Here is a 21,326-nt window from a genome sequence, read left to right on the forward strand (position 1 = left end):
CGGGAGCATTCGCCAGCGAAAATTCGGATGATTCAGACGACGGAGCGAAAAGTATGCAACATTGTACGAGGCGTAGCCTCCCCGACGCTGGCAAACGTGACGCTGAACGGGCTGGAGCGTGAACTGATTGCGCACCTCAGTGCGAAATTCGGGATCGCAAAGGCTAAGAAGCTGAAAGTGAATGTGGTGCGATACGCGGATGACTTCGTGATCACCGGCGACTCGAAAGAGATTCTGGAAAACGAGGTCAGGCCTTGGGTGGAAGCATTCCTTGCTGTTCGAGGCTTGCAACTGTCAGAGGTAAAAACGCGGATCACCCACATTGATGAAGGCTTCGATTTCCTTGGGTGGAATTTCCGGAAGTACTCGGGAAAGCTGCTCATCAAGCCGAGCAAGAAAAACGCGCAAGCGTTTTATCGCAAGGTGGCGGAAACGATCAGCGGCAACAAAACGGTAAAGCAGGAAGTTCTGGTCCAACTGCTGAACCCGATGTTGCGCGGATGGGCGCAGTATCACCATCCGGTCTCGGCCAAGCAGACGTACAGCCGGATGGAGCATCTGATTTTTCGGAAGCTCTGGCGGTGGTCGAAGCGGAGGCATCCGCAGAAGAGCGCTGTATGGGTGAAGCAGAAGTACTTTCACTCTGTCGGTGCCCGGAAATGGGTGTTTGCCGTTCGCACGGAGCGTGAGGACGGTAGTTGGGGGCTGAAGGAGTTGTACCAGCTTAGCGGTACAGCTATCAAATGGCACACGAGGATCAAGGGCGAGTTCAATCCTTTTGATCCGAAGTGGGAGCAGTATGGCGAGACCTTGCGGCAGGGGCGCATGTGGGAACAGATGCGTTACCGAAAGCAGTGGGCCGCGCTATATCTGTCACAAGGCGGGCTATGCGCGCATTGTGGCTGTGCCTTGACGGACGAAACGGGTTGGAACGACCATCATCTGGAATATCGGATGCATGGCGGCACCGACGCCTTGTCCAACCGGGCGCTGCTTCACCCGCACTGCCACCGGCAAGTGCACGCTGGAAAACTAGTTGTAACTAAGCCGGTTCTGTCGTAGACAGAACTTTGTTTGTAGATTTGAGCCGTATGCGGGGAAACTCGCACGTACGGTTCTCGGGGGGCCCGGCTTTCGCAAGAAAGTCGGGCTACCCGACAGACAGATACCGCCGGCGACGCGGCGCGCCGAATGCTTGCACGCGCGCACCGTCCCCGCATCCTCGCGACCTTCGCTGCATGACTGATTCCGCCGCTCACGAACCCGTTTCCCAACCGGATTTCGACCCGAAAAAGACGCTCGCGCAACTGCCGCATCTGCCCGGCGTGTACCGCTACTACGACGGCGACGGCAACGTGCTCTACGTCGGCAAGGCGCGCAATCTGAAGAAGCGCGTGTCGAGCTACTTCACGAAGACGCTGCATTCGCCGCGCATCGCGATGATGGTCACGCGCATCCGCAAGATCGAGACGACCGTCACGCGCTCGGAAGCCGAAGCGCTGCTGCTCGAAAACAACCTCATCAAGGCGCTGGCGCCGCGCTACAACATCCTGTTTCGCGACGACAAGTCGTATCCGTTCCTCAAGCTGACCGGCCACAAGTTTCCGCGCATGGCGTACTACCGTGGCGCCGTCGACAAGAAGAACCAGTACTTCGGCCCGTTCCCGAGCGCGTGGGCGGTGCGCGAGAGCATCCAGATCCTGCAGCGCGTGTTCCAGTTGCGTACCTGCGAGGACTCCGTGTTCAACAATCGAACGCGGCCGTGCCTGCTGCATCAGATCGGACGCTGCACCGCGCCGTGCACGGGCCTCATCAACGAAGAGGATTACGCGCGCGATGTGTCGAACGCGTCGCGCTTCCTGCTCGGGCGTCAGGGCGAAGTGATGAAGGAGCTCGAGCAGAAGATGCACGCGTTCGCCGCTGATCTGAAATTCGAGCAGGCCGCGGCGGTGCGCAACCAGATGAGTTCGCTCGCGACCGTGCTGCATCAGCAGGCGATCGAAGTGGGCAGCGAAAGCGACGTCGACATCCTCGCGGTCGTCGCGCTCGGCGGCAAGGTGTGCGTGAATCTCGCGATGGTGCGCGGCGGCCGGCATCTGGGCGACAAGGCGTATTTCCCGGCGCACGTCGAAAGCGCGATGGCGCTCGGCGATGAAGACGATCTGCCCGACGTCGCCGACGTTCCCGATGCCGAAGAGACGCAGCCGTACGCGTCCGCCGCCGACGTTGCGGCCGAGCCGGTCGTCGAGACCGCCGAGCAGGATGCCGAAGCCGAAGCCGAACCCGCGCCCCGCGAAGGCGCGCTCGAATCCGAAGTGCTCGAAGCGTTCATGGCGCAGCATTACATCGGCAATCGCGTGCCGCCGGTGCTGGTCGTGAGTCATGCGCCGTCGAGCCGCGAGCTCATCGATCTGCTGGCCGAGCAGGCGGGCCACAAGGTGACGCTGCTGCGCCAGCCGCAGGGACAAAAGCGCGCGTGGCTCTCGATGGCCGAAAACAACGCGAAGCTCGCGCTCGCGCGTCTCCTGTCGGAGCAGGGCTCGCAGCAGGCGCGCACGCGCTCGCTCGCGGACACGCTTTCCATGGAGATGGACGATCTCGCGCAACTGCGCATCGAGTGCTTCGACATCAGTCACACGATGGGCGAGGCCACGCAGGCATCGTGCGTCGTGTATCACCATCACAAGATGCAGTCGGGCGAATACCGGCGCTACAACATCACCGGCATCACGCCCGGCGACGACTACGCCGCGATGCGCCAGGTGCTCACGCGCCGCTACGAGAAGATGGTCGCGCAAGCCGCCGCGAACGCGAACGACGAAGCCACGACGCTGCAACCCGACGATGCCGCCGATCCCAACGTCACGCCCGATGCCGCCGAACCGGTGGCCGCGGGCGGCACGCTGCCGAACATCGTATTGATCGACGGCGGCAAGGGTCAGGTCGAGATCGCGCGGCAGGTGTTTTCCGAGCTCGGGCTGGATCATGGCATGCTGGTCGGCGTCGCGAAGGGCGAAGGGCGCAAGGTCGGGCTCGAAACGCTGGTGTTCGCCGATGGCCGGTCCGCGCTCGAGCTCGGCAAGGAGAGCGCGGCGCTGATGCTCGTCGCGCAGATCCGCGACGAGGCGCACCGTTTCGCGATCACCGGCATGCGTGCGAAGCGGGCGAAGGCGCGGCAGACTTCGCGGCTGGAAGAGCTGGAGGGCGTCGGGGCGAAACGGCGGCAGCGGCTGCTCTCGCGCTTCGGTGGATTGCGCGGTGTGCAGGCGGCGAGCGTCGAGGATCTGGCGAGCGTCGAAGGCATCTCGCTTGCGCTTGCGCAGCAGATTTATCGTCAGTTGCATTGAAGCGCCGGAGGTCCGCCGCAAGCCGCGCGGCGCGTGGCGCCGCCTTGTGAGCGCGGGGTCGACGCGGCACAATGGCGGCTTCCTTACATGTCCCTCAACCGCTTTCGCCCATGCCGTTCAATCTACCGATCTTCCTGACGTGGCTGCGAATCGTGCTGATTCCGCTCGTCGTGGGCGTGTTCTATTTGCCGGACATGATGATGAACCCCGAGCATCGCAACCTGCTCGGCATGGTCATCTTCGTGCTTGCCGCACTCACCGATTGGTTCGACGGTTTTCTCGCGCGCAAGCTCAATCAGACGTCCGCGTTCGGCGCGTTCCTCGATCCGGTCGCCGACAAGCTGATGGTCACCGCGGCGCTGCTCGTGCTCGTGCAGCTCGGGCGGCTCAACGCGGTGATCGCGCTGATCATCGTCGGTCGCGAGATCACGATTTCGGCGCTGCGTGAATGGATGGCGCAGATCGGCGCATCGAAGAGCGTCGCGGTGAATCAGCTCGGCAAGTTCAAGACCGTGTGCCAGATGGTCGCCATTCCGATGCTGCTGTTCTACGGGCCGCTCAGGATCACCGGCACGCAATGGGTGATCGACACGCGCGTGTGGGGCCTGTGGCTCATCGATGTCGCCGCGTTTCTCACCGTCTGGTCGATGCTCTACTACATGAAGCTCGCGTGGCCGCAGATCCGCGAGCGCGGCGGCATGTTGTGAAGCGGTCGAGCCACGCGAGAAACGGGTATTGCAAAAAATTGCGTCGAACCCAAAAATTCCTCTCACAAAACAGTTGACAGTCCTCTTTAGCTTCTACATAATCTCGTTTCTCTGATGCACGACGCGACGCAGCAAAGCGAAGCAGCAGAGAAACAGTAGTAAGCACAGTAGCAAATGCGGGAGTAGCTCAGTTGGTAGAGCGCAACCTTGCCAAGGTTGAGGTCGCGAGTTCGAGACTCGTCTCCCGCTCCAGATTTTAAGTTTTCGGTGTTATCGGCGTTGAACTGGCTAAACGCAACGAAGCATCGAAAGCGGCAGTAACAGCGTTGCAGGATTTTGCGGGAGTAGCTCAGTTGGTAGAGCGCAACCTTGCCAAGGTTGAGGTCGCGAGTTCGAGACTCGTCTCCCGCTCCAGATTTTAAGTTTTCGGTGTTATCGGCGTTGAACTGGCTAAACGCAACGAAGCATCGAAAGCGGCAGTAACAGCGTTGCAGGATTTTGCGGGAGTAGCTCAGTTGGTAGAGCGCAACCTTGCCAAGGTTGAGGTCGCGAGTTCGAGACTCGTCTCCCGCTCCAGTCAAAGGGGAAGCCAAGCTTCCCTTTTTGTTTGGTGAATTAGCCGGCGCACTGACCGGCAAGCATCAAAACCGCTTACGGCGCGGTAGCAAAGCGGTTATGCAGCGGCCTGCAAAGCCGTTTAGACCGGTTCGACTCCGGTCCGCGCCTCCACTCGAAAAGCCCTGATTCGTCAGGGCTTTTTCTTTTTGGAACGCCGGTGCTCACTCGAATCGGCGTACCTTCGCGGCACGGCATAATTTCCGTACTTCAGACACCCCGACTCCAATGACCGATTCACTCTCGCGACTCGAATGGCGCTGGAAGCGCTTCGACGACCTGACGACCGTCGAGGTCTACGACATGCTCGCCGCGCGCAGCGCCGTGTTCGTCGTCGAGCAGAACTGCGTGTATGGCGACATCGACGGGCTCGATGTCGATGCGTGGCACCTGTTCGCTTATGGCGAAGGTGAGAAGCGCCCCGCGCTCGCGGGCTACTTGCGCGTGCTGCTGCCGGGCCATCCGGACGCGGACGAGAAGGACGTGCGTATCGGCCGCGTGCTGACGACCGCGAAGTTTCGCGGCCTGAAGCTCGGCAACGCGATGCTCGAGCGCGCGCTCGAACATATCTTGAAACAATGGCCCGATCAGCCGATCAGCCTGCACGCGCAAGCCCATCTGCAGCGCTTTTACGGCGCGTTCGGCTTCGTGCCGTCGTCGGGCGTGCATGACGAGGACGGCATCCCCCACGTCTGGATGCGCCATCCTGGCTTCGAATCATGACACCGCGGCCTTCGGGCCACTGACCGGGCGCGCCCGGTCAGTGGCCCGCCTTCCTTGCGCAAGCGCGCTCGCGCCGACAGCCGCAGCCAGCGACGCAGCGCGATAAAGCTCAACTCGATTCGGGAATCCATGGCACAAGGCCGCCGATCTGCTGGTTGCGCATCGGCGTATTCCAGGTGAACGCGCGTCTGCAGATCGAATAAGGCGTCGCGCGCCGGGCGCACGAGTCGAGGAACGAAGCGTGCATCGGGAATCGCGTCGCAGGATGATTCGATGCGGTCGACGCCACGAAATACGCCCTTGGCGACTCGGCCAGCGCATCATCGGCTTTCGGACTATTTTCGAGACGATATGGCGCACGGATCAAGCGCACAGAAAGCACATCGGACGAAGCTGTAAGCTAAGACCTTTCTTACTCGAAAGCGCTCGCGCGGTAAGATGCGCACACTCGCGCATGCATTGCGGCTTTCGAACCGGCGCACGTCACATCACAGGCGAACCACAGGCCAAAGATCGATGCAAATTCTTCCCGATTCCCTGTCTCTTGCCGAGACCGCGTTCTTCTTCGATTTCGACGGCACGCTCGTCGAGCTCGCGTCCACGCCCGATGGCATCTTCGTGCCGCGTTCCGTTCCCGACATCCTCGCAGCGCTGCGGCGCGCGACCAACGGCGCGGTCGCGGTCGTGTCGGGGCGCGGCATCGACAACATCGACTCATTCCTGCAGATGGCCGATCTGCCCGTCGCGGGCATGCACGGCGCCGAGCGGCGCGACTCCAACGGCGACGTGCAGCGCATCGGCTTCAACGACGAGCGCCTGCTGCGCATGGAGCATGCGCTCGAAAAAGTGGTCAGCGCGAACCCGGGCATGCTGCTCGAAATCAAGGGCGCAGCGCTCGCGCTGCACTACCGCAACGCGCCGGATCGCGAGTCCGCGGCGCGCGCGGCCACCGAAAAGCTCGTCGCGGAATACGCCGACGCCTACGTGCTGCAGCCCGGCAAGATGGTCTACGAGATCAAGCCGAAGGACGTCGACAAGGGGCGGGCAGTGCGCGCATACATGGCCGAGCCGCCGTTCACGGGCCGGAAGCCCGTTTTCATCGGCGACGATCTCACCGACGAGAAAGGCTTCGCGGTGGTCAACGAGTTCGACGGGCTGTCCGTGAAAATCGGCACCGGCGATACGGTGGCGCGGGCGCGCATCGAATCGGTCGAGCTGCTGCTCGACTGGCTGCAGGTGATCGCGGGCACGGCGGGGAAGCACGCGTGAGCCGATTGATCATCGTTTCGAACCGCGTTGCGCCGATTTCCGAAGGCGGTCCCGCGGCGGGCGGCCTTGCCGTCGGCGTCTACGACGCGCTGAAGGAAACGGGCGGCATGTGGTTCGGCTGGAGCGGCGACGTGCTCGCCTCGGCGCCCGATGGAATCAAGCTCGAAGAGCACGGACCGGTGACCTTTGCGACCATCGGGCTCGTGCGGCGCGACTACGACCAGTATTACCGCGGCTTTTCCAATGCGACGCTCTGGCCCGCGTTTCACTATCGGCCTGACCTGATCGAGTTCGATCGCAACGAATACGACGGCTATTGCCGCGTGAACCGCTGGCTCGCCGAGCAGCTCGCGCCGCTGCTCAAGCCCGACGACGTGATCTGGGTGCACGACTATCACCTGATTCCGTTTGCCCAGGCGCTGCGTGCGTTGGGCGTCGGGAATCGGATTGGCTTTTTTCTGCATATTCCCTTTCCAGCGTCGCAGATTCTGCTGAGCGTGCCGCGCCATCGCGAGCTGGTGGAAGCGCTGTGCGCGTTCGATCTGCTCGGTTTCCAGACGGAGCCCGATCTGCGCGCGTTCTGCGATTACATCGAAACTGAGGCGGGCGGCACCGTGGCACGCGACGGCGCGAAGCCAGTCGAGGTCCGCGCGTTCGACCAGACGCTGCGGGCGGCGGCATATCCGATCGGCGTCTATCCCGATGAAATCGCGGCACTCGCGAAAGACGGCGAAAGCGGGCGCGACGTCGGAATCGTCAAGACGACGCTGCATCATCGCAAGCTCGTGATGAGCGTCGACCGGCTGGATTATTCGAAGGGTCTCGTCGAACGTTTTCGCGCGTTCGAGCGGCTGATCGAGCACGATTCGCATCAGCGCAACAACGTGTCTTTCCTGCAGATCGCGCCGCCCACGCGTTCCGATGTCGACGCCTATCGCGACATCCGCCTGCAGCTCGAAGCGGAATCGGGCCGCATCAACGGCCGCTACGCCGAGCTCGACTGGACGCCGATCCGCTATATCCATCGCCAATACGAGCGGCCGGTGCTCGCCGCGCTGTTCCGCGAAGCGCACGTGGGCCTCGTCACGCCGTTGCGCGACGGCATGAATCTCGTCGCGAAGGAGTACGTGTCGGCGCAGGATCCGGACGATCCCGGCGTGCTCGTGCTGTCGCAGTTCGCGGGCGCGGCGCGCGAGCTGACGGCGGCGCTGATCGTCAATCCGCTCGATATCGACGGCATGGCCGATGCGCTCGCCACCGCGCTCAAGATGCCGCTCGACGAGCGCAAGGCGCGCTACGACGAGATGATGCAGCAGCTGCGCGAGAACAACGTCTCCGTCTGGCGCGACAACTTCCTGCGCGATCTGAAGGCGCGCCCGTAGACGCAAAAAAAGCCGCGCTCCTTTCGGATACGCGGCTTTCTTGCTTGCCGAAACGCTATGCGGGCTGCTGATGCGGCGTCGCGACGATCGACGGCACCTTGCCGTGCTGCTTCGACAGCAGCTCGCGATACAGCCCCGGACGCTCGCGCAATTCCTGCGGCGAGCCGTCGTCGATGACCTTGCCCGCGCTCATCACGATGATGCGGTCGAAGTTCTGCAGCGTCGACAGACGGTGCGCGATCGCGATCACGGTGCGGCCGACCATCAGCCGGTCGAGCGCCTGCTGGATCGCTTCTTCCGATGCGCTGTCGAGCGCGGACGTCGCTTCGTCGAGCAGAAGGATGGGCGCGTTCTTCAGGATCGCGCGCGCGATCGCGATGCGCTGGCGCTGGCCGCCCGACAGCTTCACGCCGCGGTCGCCGACGATCGTGTCGAAACCTTCCGGCATCGCCTCGATGAAGTCCGTGCAGCGCGCCTCGCGTGCGGCGGCGAGCACTTCCTCGCGGCTCGCCTCCGGACGCCCGTAAGCGATGTTTTCGAACACGGTGCGATGGAACAGCGAAATATCCTGCGGCACGAGCGCAATGGCATGGCGCAGGCTGTCCTGCGTGATCGCGCCGATATCCTGACCGTCGATCTTGATGCTGCCTTTTTGCGTCTCGTAGAAGCGCTGCAGGAGCGCGAGCACGGTCGACTTGCCCGCGCCCGACTTGCCGATCAGGCCGACGCGCTGGCCCGGCTCGATATGCAGATGGAAGTTGTCGAGAATCGGGCGGCGGCGCGGGTACGCGAACGTGACGCTGTCGAAATCGACGCGCCCGCCTTGCGGCACGAGCTCCGTTGCATCCGAGCGATCCGGCATGCCGTGCGGCTCGAGCAGCGTCTGCACGGCTTCGGCGAGACGCGCGACGTGCTGCGTCACATCGACGAGCGCGACGGCCAGATCGCGCGTGCCGTGCAGGATCGTGAAGCCGAGCGAGCTGACGAGCACGATGTCGCCCGAGGTCGCGCGGCCTTGCGACCACAGCCACAGCGCCCAGCCGAGCAGGCCGGCCGAGAGAATCGCCGTCACGACCGCGTGGAACAGGCGCAGCTTTTCGAGGTACAGCAGGCTCTGCTGACGCGCGACCATTTCGGCCTTCACGGTCGAGCCGAAGCGCTTCTGCTCGCGGAAGGTCATGCCGAACGCGCGCACGAGCGCCATGTTGCCGATCACGTCGACGAGCTCGCCATCCACCGACGCCGCCTTCGACGCGAAATTGTGATGCCGCGCCGAGCCGCGCTTCGCGAGCCGGTAGAGGATCAGCGCGAGGATCAGCGACGCAGCCATCAGGCCGGCGGCCATCAGCGGGTTCACCGAAATGATCATCACGATCGCGCCCAGCACCGCGATGCACGGCGGCAGGACGTTCCACGCCATCACGTTTTCGGAGGTGTAGATCGCGTTCGAGGTCGCGGTGATGCGGCTCGCGAGCATGCCCGGCTGCTTCTCGGAGAAGTACGTCGGCGAGTGGCCGGACAGGTACGAGAAGAGATCCTTGCGCAAGTCGCCCGTGACGATCACGAACACGTGCGCGCCGACCCAGCCGCCGACCCGCCACAGCAGGTTGTCGGCGGCGATCAGTCCGACGAGGATCATGAACGCGCCCCAGAGCGGACCCGGATGGCCGCGGCCTTGTCCGAGCACGTCGATCAGATGCTTGATCGCGTATTGCGAGGCGAGGGCGCAGCCGACCGCCGCGAACACGCTGAAGAGCACGATGGCATGCGCGACGGGATGCCGGCGGATGTAACGCATCAGGAACGCGAGCGGTCGATGCGCGTAGCTCGAGAGCTTCGCGTTGTGCGCGTTACGCTGGGAGACGGTGAGTTGGTCCAATGGTCTTGTGTGGTCGTAGAGCGGTTGAGCGTATGTTGCGCCTTCGGGCAATGCCATGCGCGGGGCCGTCTGCGGCAACCGGCATGCGATGCGTCGCCCGATCCGGCGCGACTGACGTCAAGCGAGGCGACGCTGCGCCGTCTCCATCACTGAATTGTAGCCAGTATCGCGGAGAGGCAACGCGTCTTCGGGCATTCGATGCTCGGCGCGTGCGGCCATCCGAACATCGCCCGCGGCAAAAATCGGGCTGTCGCCAGCGCCTTCTTGACTGGCGGCTGCGCGGCTTACGGCATGGGCGCGCATTGTAAGCACAATGCGCGACTTTTTGCGATGAAACGCTTGCAGGGCAGGGCGCTCCTGGTGAACGCGCCATCTGCGCCGGGTTGAGAAAAGCACGTGCCGCGCCAGAGTTCGAATTCGATTGCCCGGAGACGGCGAGATATCCCGATTCGCTGCCTCCGCGTGCGTGGCGCCGCCCGAGCATCGCCGAAGCCCGTCCTCAAATGTAGAACAACCTTAATAAACAGGGGTTTGCAAAATGTATCCCCCTTGTAACAAGGTAAATAAGTTGAAATGACTGCCAGCGGACGTCTGCAAAAGCTCCATAATTCGGTCCGGGTTTGTCCCTAGGCCAATGACAGGTTTTTGCAAGTTCCCGTCAACCGTCGGAGCCGACGCGCGTTAATTGCTGGCGCGTGGGCTTTTTTGAGACATGGAACCGCAATTGCTCTATTCAGAGGCCTGCGCGACGAACCGGTGATCAGCGACCCCGCTTTTTCACTCGAGCATCAGCCACTTGCGCCGCGGCGACCGCGCCGCGGAAAGCTTCGCCCGAGCCGAGCGATTCGCTCTCCAACGTCAACACGACAGTAGTACTTGCCTGATCTTTCATTAGGAGTTTCACGACATGCGAATCGCTCAAATCGCGCCCCTCCACGAGGCTGTTCCGCCGAAGCTGTATGGCGGCACGGAACGCGTGGTGTCTTATCTGACCGAGGCACTCGTGGATGCTGGACACGATGTGACGCTCTTCGCGAGCGGTGATTCGCAGACGTCCGCGAAGCTCGAAGCGTTCTGGCCGCAGGCGCTGCGCCTCGACCCGACCATTCGCGACACGATGGCGCCGCACATGCTGCTGCTCGAAGAAGTCCGCCGCCGCGCCGACGAGTTCGACGTGCTGCACTTCCACATCGACTACTACCCGTTCTCGCTGTTCGCGCGCCAGCCGGTGCCGTTCCTGACGACCATGCACGGCCGTCTCGACCTGCCCGAACTGCAACCGATCTTCAGCACGTTCAACGACGTGCCGGTCATCTCGATTTCGGACAACCAGCGTCAGCCGCTGCCGCAGGCGAACTGGCTGTCGACGGTGTATCACGGTCTGCCGGAAAATCTGCTCAAGCCGATCCCGAACGTGGAGCCGGGCTACCTGGCGTTCCTCGGCCGCATCTCGCCGGAAAAGCGCGTGGACCGCGCGATCCGCATCGCGCAGGCCGCGGGCATGAAGATCAAGATCGCCGCAAAGCTCGACAAGGCCGACCGCGCGTACTACGAAGAAGAGATCAAGCCGCTCTTCGCGCTGCCGCACGTCGAATACATCGGTGAGATCAGCGAAGCCGAGAAGACCGAGTTCCTCGGCAACGCGCACGCGCTGCTGTTCCCGATCGACTGGCCGGAGCCCTTCGGCCTCGTGATGATCGAAGCGATGGCTTGCGGCACGCCGGTGATCGCGTTCAACCGCGGCTCGGTGCCGGAAGTGATCGAGAACGGCGTGTCGGGCTTCGTCGTCGAAGACGAGCTCAGCGCGATCGCCGCGGTGAAGCGTCTCGATACGCTGTCGCGCGCGAAGGTCCGCGCGGCGTTCGAAGCGCGCTTCTCGTCGAAGGTGATGGCTGCGAACTACGTGAACGTGTACGAAGAGCTGCTGCGCCAGAAGCGCCGCACCGTGCTGCGCGAAGTCAACGCGAGCTAAGCAAGTCTTGCCGCCGCCGGCGGCATCGCCTGAAAAACAACGCCCCGCGCGCCTCAAGGCACGCGGGGCGTTGTCGTAATAGCACATGCGGATGTACGTTTCGCGCGCCAGACCGCGCTACAGCTTTGAAACCTCTGACGGCATCCGTAATCTCCCTATAATGACCGGGCTTCGCGACGAGCGGAGCCGCATGCATCGTTCGTGGACAGGAGTGTTTCTTTTGGCGAGACCCAAGCAAATCAGCGCGAGCCCGGCGCCGGGCGCCGGCACCATGTTCGCCTTGCGGGCGATCGGACTGGTGCTCGCGGCGCGTTGGGCGTTCTCGATGTCGCAGATGGGCTATCTGTCCTCGCTGCGCGCGATGACGTCGTCGCCGTGGGCGTGCGTCAACCTCGTGCTGATCTTTCTGCTCGTCGTGCTGCCGGGTGCAAAGGCGCGCATGGAGCGGCCGCTGCATCCGCTGCCGCAGTGGCTGCGGCAGGCGCTGCGCTTTCTCGCGCTTCTGACGTTCGGCTTCGCGATCTTCTCCCTCGGCGCATTCGTCTGGAGCGCCGGCTGGCGGCGTTTCACGCAGGCGCTCGCCGAGACCAACGGCTGGCTCGTGGTCGGTCCGCTGCTGTACGCGGTCGTCATGTGGATCTGCCGGCCGCGCGCGCTGTGGCGCACGAATATCGCAGCGCGGCGTTTCGCGATCGGCCGATACGCCATTTCGCTCGATCCCGTCACGCGCACCGCGGTCGTCTGGGCGGAAAGCCGCAAGCTCGGCCAGTACGATGCGCGTGAACTGTCGGTGAAATGGCCGGCGCCGTCGCCGGACGCGGCGCCGTCCACCACGATCCTCACGCCCGCAACCGGGCCCGCCAGTCCCCCGATTCGCGCGAGCGGCGAAGTTCGGCGCGCCCGGTTCGCGCGTCGGCCGAAAGTCGAGTTGTTGTGGGACTCACCCGCCGCGGCCGGGCACAATCGCACCACGGTATTTCGCGCGCCGCTCGCCAACGAGGGCGATCGCAACGCGACGCGCGCGCTCGACGCGACCTTGCGTCAAATCTGAGTCGTTCGTTTTTTGCCTTCGTAAGCCGACATTGCCGTACACGTCGTTCCTGTCTCTTCAGGGAGGAAAGGATGCTGATACGTTGGTTGCTGGCCGCGCTTCACCTTCTCGCATTCGGCTTCGCGCTCGGCTCCGTGCTGGCGCGCGCCCGCGCTCTGCGGCGCCTCGATCCCTCGCAATCCATTCAGGCGAACGAGCTGCGCCTGCGCGATATCTTTCGCTCGGACAGCGTGTGGGGCGTCACCGCGATCGTGCTGATCGTCACCGGCGTGATGCGCGCGTTCGGCGGCTTCGAGAAGGGCGGCGCGTACTATTTGCACGAGCCGCTGTTTCATTTGAAGATGACGGCGCTCGTCGTGATCCTGCTGATCGAAGTCTCGCCGATGCTCGCGCTGATCCGCTGGCGCATCGCGGTCGCGCAAGGCGGGCCGATCGATCTCACGCGCGCCCGGCGTTTCGCCTGGATGAGCGATCTCGAAGCGGGACTCGTGATGGTGATGGTGATCGCCGCGAGCGGGATGGCGCGGGGCGTGTGGGCGTCCTAGGCGCTGTGTGATCCGCGTTTCTGCGGCAGAAAATGAAAAAGGCCCAAGTCGTGAGACTTGGGCCTTTTGATCTTCGGTGCTTGTCTTTACCAACACCAGAATTCTGGTGGGTAGTACTGGGATCGAACCAGTGACCCCTGCCGTGTGAAGGCAGTGCTCTACCGCTGAGCTAACCACCCGAAGAGAGACGAGATTATGTCAGGCGTTTCCCGTTTCGTCTAGTGCTTCTTTAAGTAATTTCGAAAAAACTACGCGGGCACCGCATCGCCTTCGGCGGGCGCCGGTTCCGTGCGCCACACGCTCGTGCCTTTGAGCGCCTTGTCGAGGCCGGTCAGCACGGCCTCGTGCGCGACGAGCTCTTCGGCGCTCGCCAGAATCACCGGCAGATCGAGATCGTCGAGTGCGATGCGCGATGTCGAAACCGAGCCCGACGCGGGCTGATCGCCGAGCATGTCGATGACGAGGCTTTCCTGGCCGCGCGTCATCGCGAGATAGACCTCGGCGAGCAGCTCCGAGTCGAGCAGTGCGCCGTGCAGCGTGCGATGCGCATTGCTGATGCCGAAGCGATCGCACAGCGCATCGAGCGAATTGCGCTTGCCGGGGAACATCTGCTTGGCCTGTGCGAGCGAGTCGATCACGCCCGCGCATGTTTCCGCGACCTTCGGCAGGCCGAGCTGCGCGAACTCCATGTCGAGAAAGCCGACGTCGAAGGGCGCGTTATGGATGATCAGCTCCGCGTCCGCGATGAAGTCGCGCAATTGCGCGGCGATCTCCGCGAACTTCGGCTTGTCGCTCAGAAATTCGGTCGTGAGGCCGTGCACCGCGAGCGCGCCGGGGTCGCTGTCGCGTTCCGGGTTCACATAGATGTGCAGGTTGTTGCCCGTCAGCCGGCGATTCACCAGCTCGACGCAGCCGATTTCGATGATCCGGTCGCCCGTCCTCGCGTTCAGGCCGGTGGTTTCGGTGTCCAGTATCAGTTGGCGCATAGATAGCGTGTATGTCGTTTAACTGTCGGCGAGCGATGTCACGCCGCGATTGGCGAGCGCATCGGCGCGTTCGTTTTCGGGATGTCCGGCGTGGCCCTTGACCCAGCGCCATTCGATCTCATGCTGCGCGACGAGCGCGTCGAGCCGCTTCCAGAGATCGGCGTTCTTGACGGGCGTCTTCGCGGCCGTCATCCAGTTCTTCTTCTTCCAGCCGTGGATCCATTCGCTGATGCCTTTTTGCACATACTGCGAATCGGTGTGGATGATCGCGTGGCACGGGCGCTTGAGCGCCTCGAGCGCCGAGATCACGGCCATCAGCTCCATGCGGTTGTTGGTGGTCGCGGCTTCCCCGCCGAACAGCTCCTTTTCCAGCGAGCCGAAACGGAGCAGGGCGCCCCAGCCGCCGGGACCGGGATTGCCCTTGCAGGCGCCGTCGGTGTAGATGTCGATTACCTTGTTCGATGCGGATTCAGTCATCAATGCTCGTTGCGAGTCTCGTTGCGCGTATGCGGAGCGGCGACCGGCGCGAGGCCGGGCGCGAGCGCGGGTTTTTTCAGCTTGCGCGGGCCGATGAGGCGCATGCCGCGCACGCGCTTCACCGCCGTGATCATGTACGCCGCGCCGAAGATGGGCCACCAGCGGTCGCCGGCGGCTTCCATGAACTGATAGCGTTGCAGCCACTTGTCGTTGATGAGCGGCGGACGATAGCAGCCGAAGCGCCCGCGTTCAAGATCGAATCCGAGCAGCTTGATCCAGTCCTTGATGCGCGTGAACGCGATCATCTCGTGCGCCGACGGCACGAACGGCCGTCCCGCCACCTTGCCGAGCGATTGCCGCGCGCCCCACAGGCTCAGCGAATTGAAGCCGAGGATGATCAGCTGGCCTTCGGGCACCAGCACGCGCTCGGCCTCGCGCAGCAGGCGGTGCGGATCGGGCGAGAATTCGAGCGTGTGCGGCAGCACCAGCAGATCGACGCTTTGCGCCTCGAAGGGCAGGTCGAGCAGGTCGCACCACACGGTGCTGCGGCCATCCGGCGCGCTCGCGGCGGGCAACGCGCTCACGCCGGGCATGGTCGCGCGCGGCGGCGTGTACGGCGCACTCGATGCGCTTTCGGCGTCGAGCACGAGCGCGCGGCCGGTCATGCGGTTCTCGCGCAGTGCGTCGAGCTGCGGCATGCCGAGCTGCAGCGCGTGATAGCCGAAGATGTCGGACACCACGTGATCGAGCTGCGCCTGCTCCCATTCGAGCACATAGCGTCCGGGCGCCGAGCTCGTCCAGGTGGGCCAGTCTATAATCGATCGATCAGACATGTTCGGGTTGCCGCATAGAAGATCGCCATGGATTCGCTTGCCAAGAAATTGCCTGCTCAGGATGCACTCGAATATGTGCCGGTTCCGGCGTTCGAGGACAACTACATCTGGCTCGTGTCGGACTCGCGCGATGCGGTCGTGGTCGACCCCGGCGATGCCGCGCCCGTCGAGGCCTGTCTCGCCAAGCGTGGTTGGCGGCTGACCGCTATTTTACTCACGCACCACCATCAGGACCACGTCGGCGGCGTGAAAGCGCTGCTCGATAGCCGAAAGGCAGAGGGCGGCGTTCCCGTCTACGGCCCGGCCGGCGAGCGCATCGAGCACCTCACGCAACGCGTCACGGGCGGCGATACGGTGCGCATCGGCCATCCGGCGATGGCGCTTTCCGTGATCGACGTGCCCGGCCACACCGCCGGTCATATCGCGTATTTTCAGGCGGGCGACCAGAACGGCTCGCCGCACCTGTTTTGCGGCGACACGCTCTTCGCGAGCGGCTGCGGCCGGCTCTTCGAAGGCACGGCGCAGCAGATGCTCGACTCGCTCGATGCGCTCGCCGCGCTTCCCGAGAACACGCAGGTCCACTGCGCGCACGAATACACGCTGTCGAACATCCGCTTCGCGCGCGCGTGCGAGCCCGACAACGCCGCGCTGCTGCGCTGGAGCGACGACGCGCAGGCCTTGCGCGCCGCCGGCAAGCCGACTTTGCCGACGACCATCGGCCATGAAAAAGCGGTGAACCCGTTTCTGCGCGCGGACGTCCCGGCGATCCACGCGACCCTTTCGTCACAGTTCGGCACGCCGGTTTCAGACCGGCTAGAAGCGTTTCGAATGATGCGAGGCTGGAAGGATAAGTTCCGCTGACCCAAAAGTATTGGGGCTAACTTCAACCGAAACGTTGGAATCGCTGTTAGATGCAGGATTTTGCAGGGGTTTTGCGCGCATTCTTATTGACGTCTTAATTGCTGTTCCGTACCATCGGCTGCAAATTTCCAAGCATATTTTTTGGAAGCAGAGACGTTCCATGCGACTAACACTTAGTGCGCTGTCCGTCCTGATGCTCGCCGCCTGCGCGAGCCAGGGACCAACAGCGTCCGATCCTCTTTCAGCTTCAACCACTTCCGCCGCCTCGCAGCAACAGCAGCAAAAAGTCGCCGACACGATTCGCCGCACCGCCGCAGCCAAGGAAACCATCAACGTCGATAAAACGCCGGTCACTTCGCTCGTCGGTTCGTCTGATCTCTGGAACCGGATCCGGGGCGGCTTCCAGATTCCGGACCTGCAAAGCGATCTCGTCGACATGCAGGTCAACTGGTATGCGCAGCGTCCCGATTACGTCGAGCGCATGACCACGCGTTCGCAAAAGTACCTGTATCACATCGTCGAGGAGCTCGAGCAGCGTCATATGCCGACCGAGCTCGCGCTCCTGCCGTTCATCGAGTCTGCGTTCAATCCGCAGGCGCTGTCCGTGGCGAAGGCCGCCGGCATGTGGCAGTTCGTGCCGGGCACCGGCCGCGACTACAACCTCAAGCAGAACATGTGGCAGGACGAGCGCCGCGACGTGCTGGCTTCGACGAGCGCCGCGCTGGACTACCTCTCGCGCCTGCACGACATGTTCGGCGACTGGCATCTCGCGCTCGCCGCGTACAACTGGGGCGAGGGCAATGTGCAGCGCGCGATCGCGCGTAACGAGGCGGCGGGCTTGCCGACCGACTACGAAAGCCTGCGCATGCCCAACGAAACGCGCAACTACGTGCCGAAGCTGCAGGCGGTCAAGAACATCGTCAGCAACCCGCAGATGTACGGCCTCACGCTGCCGGACATCCCGAACCATCCGTATTTCGTGACGGTCACGACCGCGCGGGACATCGACGTGACCATGGCTGCGAAGCTCGCCGGCATGAGCGTGGAGGAATTCCGCTCGCTGAACCCGTCGTTTGCGAAGCCGGTGATTCTCGGCGCGACCAATCCGCAGATTCTGCTGCCGTTCGACAACGCGGCTTCTTTCCAGCGCAATCTCTCGTCGTACACGGGCGCGCTGTCGTCGTGGACCACGTACACCGTGACCGAGCGTTCGCGTCCGGCAGCGATCGCCGAGAAAATCGGTGTCGATGCGGACACGCTGATGTCCGTCAACCGCATTCCGGCGGGCATGCGCCTGAAGCCGGGCTCGACGATCGTCGTGCCGCGCACGGATGACGACGACGAAGACATCAGCGCCGATGTCGCCGAAAACGCGATGCTCGCCATCGAGCGCGACGTGCCCGACACGCGCAAGATGGTGATCCGCGTGCGCCGCAAGCAGTCGGTCGCCACGCTGGCCGATCGCTACAACGTCTCGGTGGCGCAGGTGCGCGCATGGAACCGCACGCGCGGGGACATCGTCATGCCGGGGCAGGTGGTCGTCCTGCACGTTCCGTACGGTCGTCCGGTGCCGGCCGAGCCGGGTCCGGTGCGCGTGGAGGCGGTGGCGGCGTCCAGCCGCTCGTCGGGCGGCGTGTCGAAGATCGGCACGCGTGTGCCCGAGGCGAAACCCTCGCGCGGTGGCAAGACGCCCGTGCATTCATCGGGGAAAGTGACGAAGGTGTCGGCGTCGAGCGCTTCGCATGCGGCGAAGCCTGCCGCCACGGCCAAAACCGCGAAGCCTGCCGCCAGTACGAAAAGCAGCAAGAAGAAATAAGCGCCGGGCTTCTGCCGGAGCGCTAATCCACGCCGTCACCAAGGTGACGGCGTTTTCTTTTCGCGGCGCGGCTAAACTGGCGGTCCAAAAGAACCAGTGAAGCGTCTGTTTCATATGCCGTCCACCGTTCGTCTCCGCGTCTTTTTCCTCTTCGCCGCCGGCTACTTCGTCTCGTACGTGTTCCGAGGGGTCAATCTCGGCTTCGCGCCGCTGATCACGCACGACCTCGGCTTGTCCGCGGCGGATCTCGGTCTGCTGACTTCCCTTTACTTCATCGGCTTCGCGCTGGCGCAAATTCCCGTCGGCGTGTTGCTCGATCATTTCGGTCCGCGACGCGTCACGGCCAGCATGCTGGTCTTCGCCGCGGCGGGCATCTGGGTGTTCGGCGCGTCTCGCGGGCTAGCGGGGCTGATGATCGGCCGGTTGCTGATCGGCATCGGCGTGTCGGTTTGCCTGAGCGCGGCTTTCAAGGCATCCGCGCAGCACTTCGCGCTCGCGCGCTTGCCGCTCGTCAACGGATTCACGATGGCCGTCGGCGGGCTGGGCGGTGTCGCGGTCGGATCGCCGCTCGCGGCGCTTCTGCATGTCGCGACGTGGCGGCAAGTATGTGTGGGCCTTGGCGTGTTCACGCTCGTCGTCGCTGGCGCGATCCTCCTGTTCGCGCCGAAGAAGGCGGAGACCGATCCACATCATCGGGCGGATGTCGTCACGCAGTTCAAAGGCACCTGGCTGATTCTGAAGAGCGGCGTGTTCTGGAAGATCGCGTCGTTTTCGGTCGTCACGCAGGGCGTTTTCTACGCGATGCAATCGCTGTGGATTCGGCCCTATCTGCTCGATGTGATGGGTCTCGCGCCCGCGCATGCCGCGGCGCTCGTCTCGATACTCGGCTTCGCGATGATGTTCGGCTGCATCGGCTTCGGCGCGGCGGCGCGCGGTATGGAGCGGCGCGGGGTGTCGGTCTACGCGTTCTGCGGAGCCGGCATGGCGCTTTTCGTCGTCACGCAATTGCTGATGGTGCTGCGCGTGCCGTTGCCGCCGTCCGTCCTGTTGGCCGCGTACGGCGTCTTCGGCGGCACGGGCATTCTGAGCTACGCCGTCGCAGCGGAGTATTTTCCACCGCACATGATCGGGCGCGCGCATACCACGCTCACGCTCGTGATCTTTCTGTTGATCTTCGGCTTCCAGGTCGGCGTCGGCGCGATGCTGTCGCTGTGGCCGTCCGAGGGCGGGCGTTATCCCGCATCGGCGCATCTGACGGTGTGGATCGCGCTGATTGCGCTGCAGGTGGCGAGCGCGGTCTGGTACGTTTTTCCGAGCCGCGTCCTGCGCAAGCAGGATCACGAAACGCAGCGCGCCGTGCCCTGAGAGTTTCCCCAAATCTGGCGAATCTGACGTTTTTACGCTATAATTCGAAGGTTTGAGCATATCAACCCGCACCCTAGCGCCTACCTCCCACCCACCGTCGTTCGCTGCGCCAGTCAGCGCGCGCCGCATGCCGTCAATCGTCCGCTTCGATATCCCGTTTGCCACGCGCAAGCGAGCCGGTCAAAGCCACGATGCGCGCTACGCGAGCCGCCGCCAGCACTGCGCGAAGGAAACCCGCGCGCCACGAGCGACGGGAAGCCAAGCCTGAATTTCGGACAGACAGGTCGGTAACAGGGTGTTCCCCAAGGAGCTTCCCGTGTTGCCGTCATTTTCTCCCGCACTCCTCGCACTTGCCGACGGCACGGTCTTTCGTGGTCAATCAATCGGCGCGCCCGGTTCGACGATCGGCGAAGTGGTGTTCAACACCGCCATCACCGGTTATCAGGAAATCCTGACCGATCCGAGCTATGCACGCCAGATCGTCACGCTGACCTATCCGCACATCGGCAACTACGGCGTGAACGCCGAAGACGTCGAGGCCACCAAAGTCCATGCCGCCGGCCTCATCATTCGCGACCTGCCGGTGCTCGCCTCCAACTTCCGTTCCGAGCAGACGCTCTCCGATTATCTGAAGGCGCAAAACGTCGTGGCCATCGCGGGCATCGACACGCGCAAGCTCACGCGCATCTTGCGCGAGAAGGGCGCGCAGAACGGCTGCATTCTCGCCGGCAGCGACGACGAAGCGAAGGCGCTCGGTCTCGCGCGCTCGTTTCCGGGTCTCGCGGGCATGGATCTCGCGAAAGTCGTGTCGACGGAAAAGAGCTACGAGTGGACGCAGACCGAATGGCGTCTCGGCAGCGGCTACGGCAAGCAGGAAGCGCCGAAGTTTCGCGTCGTCGCGTTCGATTACGGCGTCAAGTTCAACATCCTGCGCATGCTGGCCGAGCGCGGCTGCCACGTCACCGTGCTGCCCGCGCAGGCAACCGCCGCTGACGCGCTCGCCCTCAATCCGGACGGCATTTTCCTGTCGAACGGCCCCGGCGATCCGGAGCCGTGCGATTACGCCATCGCAGCGACGCGCGAATTCATCGAACGCGGCATCCCGACGTTCGGCATCTGCCTCGGTCATCAGATCATGGGTCTCGCCGTCGGTGCGAAGACGATGAAGATGAAGACCGGCCACCACGGCGCGAACCATCCCGTGAAGGATCTGGAAGACGGCCGCGTGGTGATCACGTCGCAGAACCACGGCTTCGCGGTCGATGCCGCCACGCTGCCCGCCAACGCGAAGGTCACGCACGTCTCGCTCTTCGACGGCACGCTGCAAGGCTTCGCGCTCACGGACAAGCCCGCGTTCTGCTTCCAGGGTCACCCGGAAGCGTCGCCCGGCCCGCACGACATCGCGTATCTGTTCGACCGCTTCATCAAGCTGATGGAGTCGGCGAAGGTCGCCGCCTGACAGTAACGAACAAGTACCGAACATATATATCGAGAGCAG

General features: G+C 63.6%; 17 protein-coding genes, 5 tRNA genes and 1 pseudogene. 17 read left to right on the plus strand and 6 right to left on the minus strand.

What is annotated here, in order from left to right:
• The 8 genes from AWB78_RS36380 to AWB78_RS36415 all read left to right on the plus strand — a co-directional run.
• A partial coding sequence (locus tag AWB78_RS36380; protein WP_232478019.1) for a group II intron reverse transcriptase occupies positions 1–1,062 on the plus strand: 1,062 nt, incomplete at its 5' end.
• A 176-nt stretch (positions 1,063–1,238) separates the two neighbouring features.
• A complete protein-coding gene (gene uvrC / locus AWB78_RS36385) occupies positions 1,239–3,347 on the plus strand; it encodes an excinuclease ABC subunit UvrC (RefSeq protein ID WP_062611565.1) in 2,109 nt (702 codons plus the stop codon).
• A 110-nt stretch (positions 3,348–3,457) separates the two neighbouring features.
• A complete protein-coding gene (gene pgsA, locus AWB78_RS36390) occupies positions 3,458–4,054 on the plus strand; it encodes a CDP-diacylglycerol--glycerol-3-phosphate 3-phosphatidyltransferase (protein WP_062611566.1) in 597 nt (198 codons plus the stop codon).
• A 176-nt stretch (positions 4,055–4,230) separates the two neighbouring features.
• A tRNA-Gly gene (locus tag AWB78_RS36395) sits at positions 4,231–4,306 on the plus strand.
• Between the two features lie 86 nt (positions 4,307–4,392).
• Positions 4,393–4,468 (plus strand) — tRNA-Gly (locus tag AWB78_RS36400).
• Between the two features lie 86 nt (positions 4,469–4,554).
• A tRNA-Gly gene (locus AWB78_RS36405) sits at positions 4,555–4,630 on the plus strand.
• A gap of 79 nt (positions 4,631–4,709) precedes the next feature.
• Positions 4,710–4,783 (plus strand) — tRNA-Cys (locus AWB78_RS36410).
• Positions 4,784–4,897: 114 nt separating this feature from the next.
• Positions 4,898–5,392: a GNAT family N-acetyltransferase gene (locus AWB78_RS36415; protein ID WP_062611567.1), complete on the plus strand. Its 495-nt coding sequence runs from the start codon at positions 4,898–4,900 to the stop codon at positions 5,390–5,392.
• Here AWB78_RS36415 and AWB78_RS48750 read toward each other — a convergent pair.
• Positions 5,299–5,594, minus strand: a pseudogene (locus AWB78_RS48750) (hypothetical protein); the annotation flags it as partial. The gene AWB78_RS36415 and the pseudogene AWB78_RS48750 overlap by 94 nt on opposite strands.
• Positions 5,595–5,908: 314 nt before the next feature.
• Here AWB78_RS48750 and otsB point away from each other — a divergent pair.
• Both otsB and otsA read left to right on the plus strand, forming a co-directional pair.
• Entirely contained in the window at positions 5,909–6,661 is a 753-nt protein-coding gene (gene otsB, locus AWB78_RS36425; protein ID WP_062611569.1) for a trehalose-phosphatase, read from the plus strand.
• Entirely contained in the window at positions 6,658–8,043 is a 1,386-nt protein-coding gene (gene otsA, locus AWB78_RS36430) for an alpha,alpha-trehalose-phosphate synthase (UDP-forming) (protein ID WP_062611570.1), read from the plus strand. The genes otsB and otsA overlap by 4 nt, the downstream gene beginning before the upstream one ends.
• A gap of 55 nt (positions 8,044–8,098) precedes the next feature.
• On the opposite strand, the gene AWB78_RS36435 is transcribed toward otsA, so the two are convergent.
• Positions 8,099–9,979, minus strand: a complete 1,881-nt coding sequence (locus tag AWB78_RS36435; protein WP_232478020.1) for an ABC transporter ATP-binding protein — start codon at positions 9,977–9,979, stop codon at positions 8,099–8,101.
• Between the two features lie 850 nt (positions 9,980–10,829).
• Between AWB78_RS36435 and AWB78_RS36445 the strand changes: the two genes are divergently transcribed.
• The 3 genes from AWB78_RS36445 (at position 10,830) to AWB78_RS36455 (ending at position 13,490) form a co-directional block, all read left to right on the plus strand.
• Positions 10,830–11,894: a glycosyltransferase family 4 protein gene (locus AWB78_RS36445; RefSeq protein ID WP_062611573.1), complete on the plus strand. Its 1,065-nt coding sequence runs from the start codon at positions 10,830–10,832 to the stop codon at positions 11,892–11,894.
• Positions 11,895–12,114: 220 nt separating this feature from the next.
• Entirely contained in the window at positions 12,115–12,945 is an 831-nt protein-coding gene (locus tag AWB78_RS36450) for a hypothetical protein (RefSeq protein ID WP_062611574.1), read from the plus strand.
• A gap of 71 nt (positions 12,946–13,016) precedes the next feature.
• Complete coding sequence (locus tag AWB78_RS36455) at positions 13,017–13,490, plus strand: DUF2214 family protein (RefSeq protein ID WP_062611575.1); 474 nt, start codon at positions 13,017–13,019, stop codon at positions 13,488–13,490.
• A gap of 104 nt (positions 13,491–13,594) precedes the next feature.
• Here the strand turns inward: AWB78_RS36455 and AWB78_RS36460 are convergent.
• The 4 genes from AWB78_RS36460 to AWB78_RS36475 form a co-directional block, all read right to left on the minus strand.
• Positions 13,595–13,669, minus strand: a tRNA-Val gene (locus AWB78_RS36460).
• A 69-nt stretch (positions 13,670–13,738) separates the two neighbouring features.
• Positions 13,739–14,476: a DNA polymerase III subunit epsilon gene (gene dnaQ, locus AWB78_RS36465; protein ID WP_062611576.1), complete on the minus strand. Its 738-nt coding sequence runs from the start codon at positions 14,474–14,476 to the stop codon at positions 13,739–13,741.
• Between the two features lie 18 nt (positions 14,477–14,494).
• Positions 14,495–14,953, minus strand: coding sequence for a ribonuclease HI (gene rnhA / locus AWB78_RS36470; RefSeq protein ID WP_062611577.1), 459 nt, complete (start codon positions 14,951–14,953; stop codon positions 14,495–14,497).
• Positions 14,953–15,786, minus strand: coding sequence for a class I SAM-dependent methyltransferase (locus AWB78_RS36475; protein ID WP_062611578.1), 834 nt, complete (start codon positions 15,784–15,786; stop codon positions 14,953–14,955). Before AWB78_RS36475 ends, rnhA begins: the two co-directional genes overlap by 1 nt.
• A 27-nt stretch (positions 15,787–15,813) precedes the next feature.
• On the opposite strand from AWB78_RS36475, the gene gloB reads away from it, so the two are divergent.
• From gloB to carA, 4 genes are all read left to right on the plus strand, one after another.
• A complete protein-coding gene (gloB, locus tag AWB78_RS36480; protein ID WP_062611579.1) occupies positions 15,814–16,647 on the plus strand; it encodes a hydroxyacylglutathione hydrolase in 834 nt (277 codons plus the stop codon).
• 160 nt (positions 16,648–16,807) lie between these two features.
• A complete protein-coding gene (locus AWB78_RS36485) occupies positions 16,808–18,463 on the plus strand; it encodes a transglycosylase SLT domain-containing protein (protein WP_062611580.1) in 1,656 nt (551 codons plus the stop codon).
• A gap of 114 nt (positions 18,464–18,577) precedes the next feature.
• Positions 18,578–19,828, plus strand: coding sequence for an MFS transporter (locus tag AWB78_RS36490; RefSeq protein WP_062611587.1), 1,251 nt, complete (start codon positions 18,578–18,580; stop codon positions 19,826–19,828).
• A 316-nt stretch (positions 19,829–20,144) separates the two neighbouring features.
• Entirely contained in the window at positions 20,145–21,287 is a 1,143-nt protein-coding gene (carA, locus tag AWB78_RS36495) for a glutamine-hydrolyzing carbamoyl-phosphate synthase small subunit (RefSeq protein WP_062611581.1), read from the plus strand.
• The last annotated feature ends 39 nt before the right edge of the window (positions 21,288–21,326 follow it).

Origin of the sequence: Caballeronia calidae (genome assembly GCF_900044055.2) — a bacterium.
GTDB lineage: Bacteria > Pseudomonadota > Gammaproteobacteria > Burkholderiales > Burkholderiaceae > Caballeronia > Caballeronia calidae.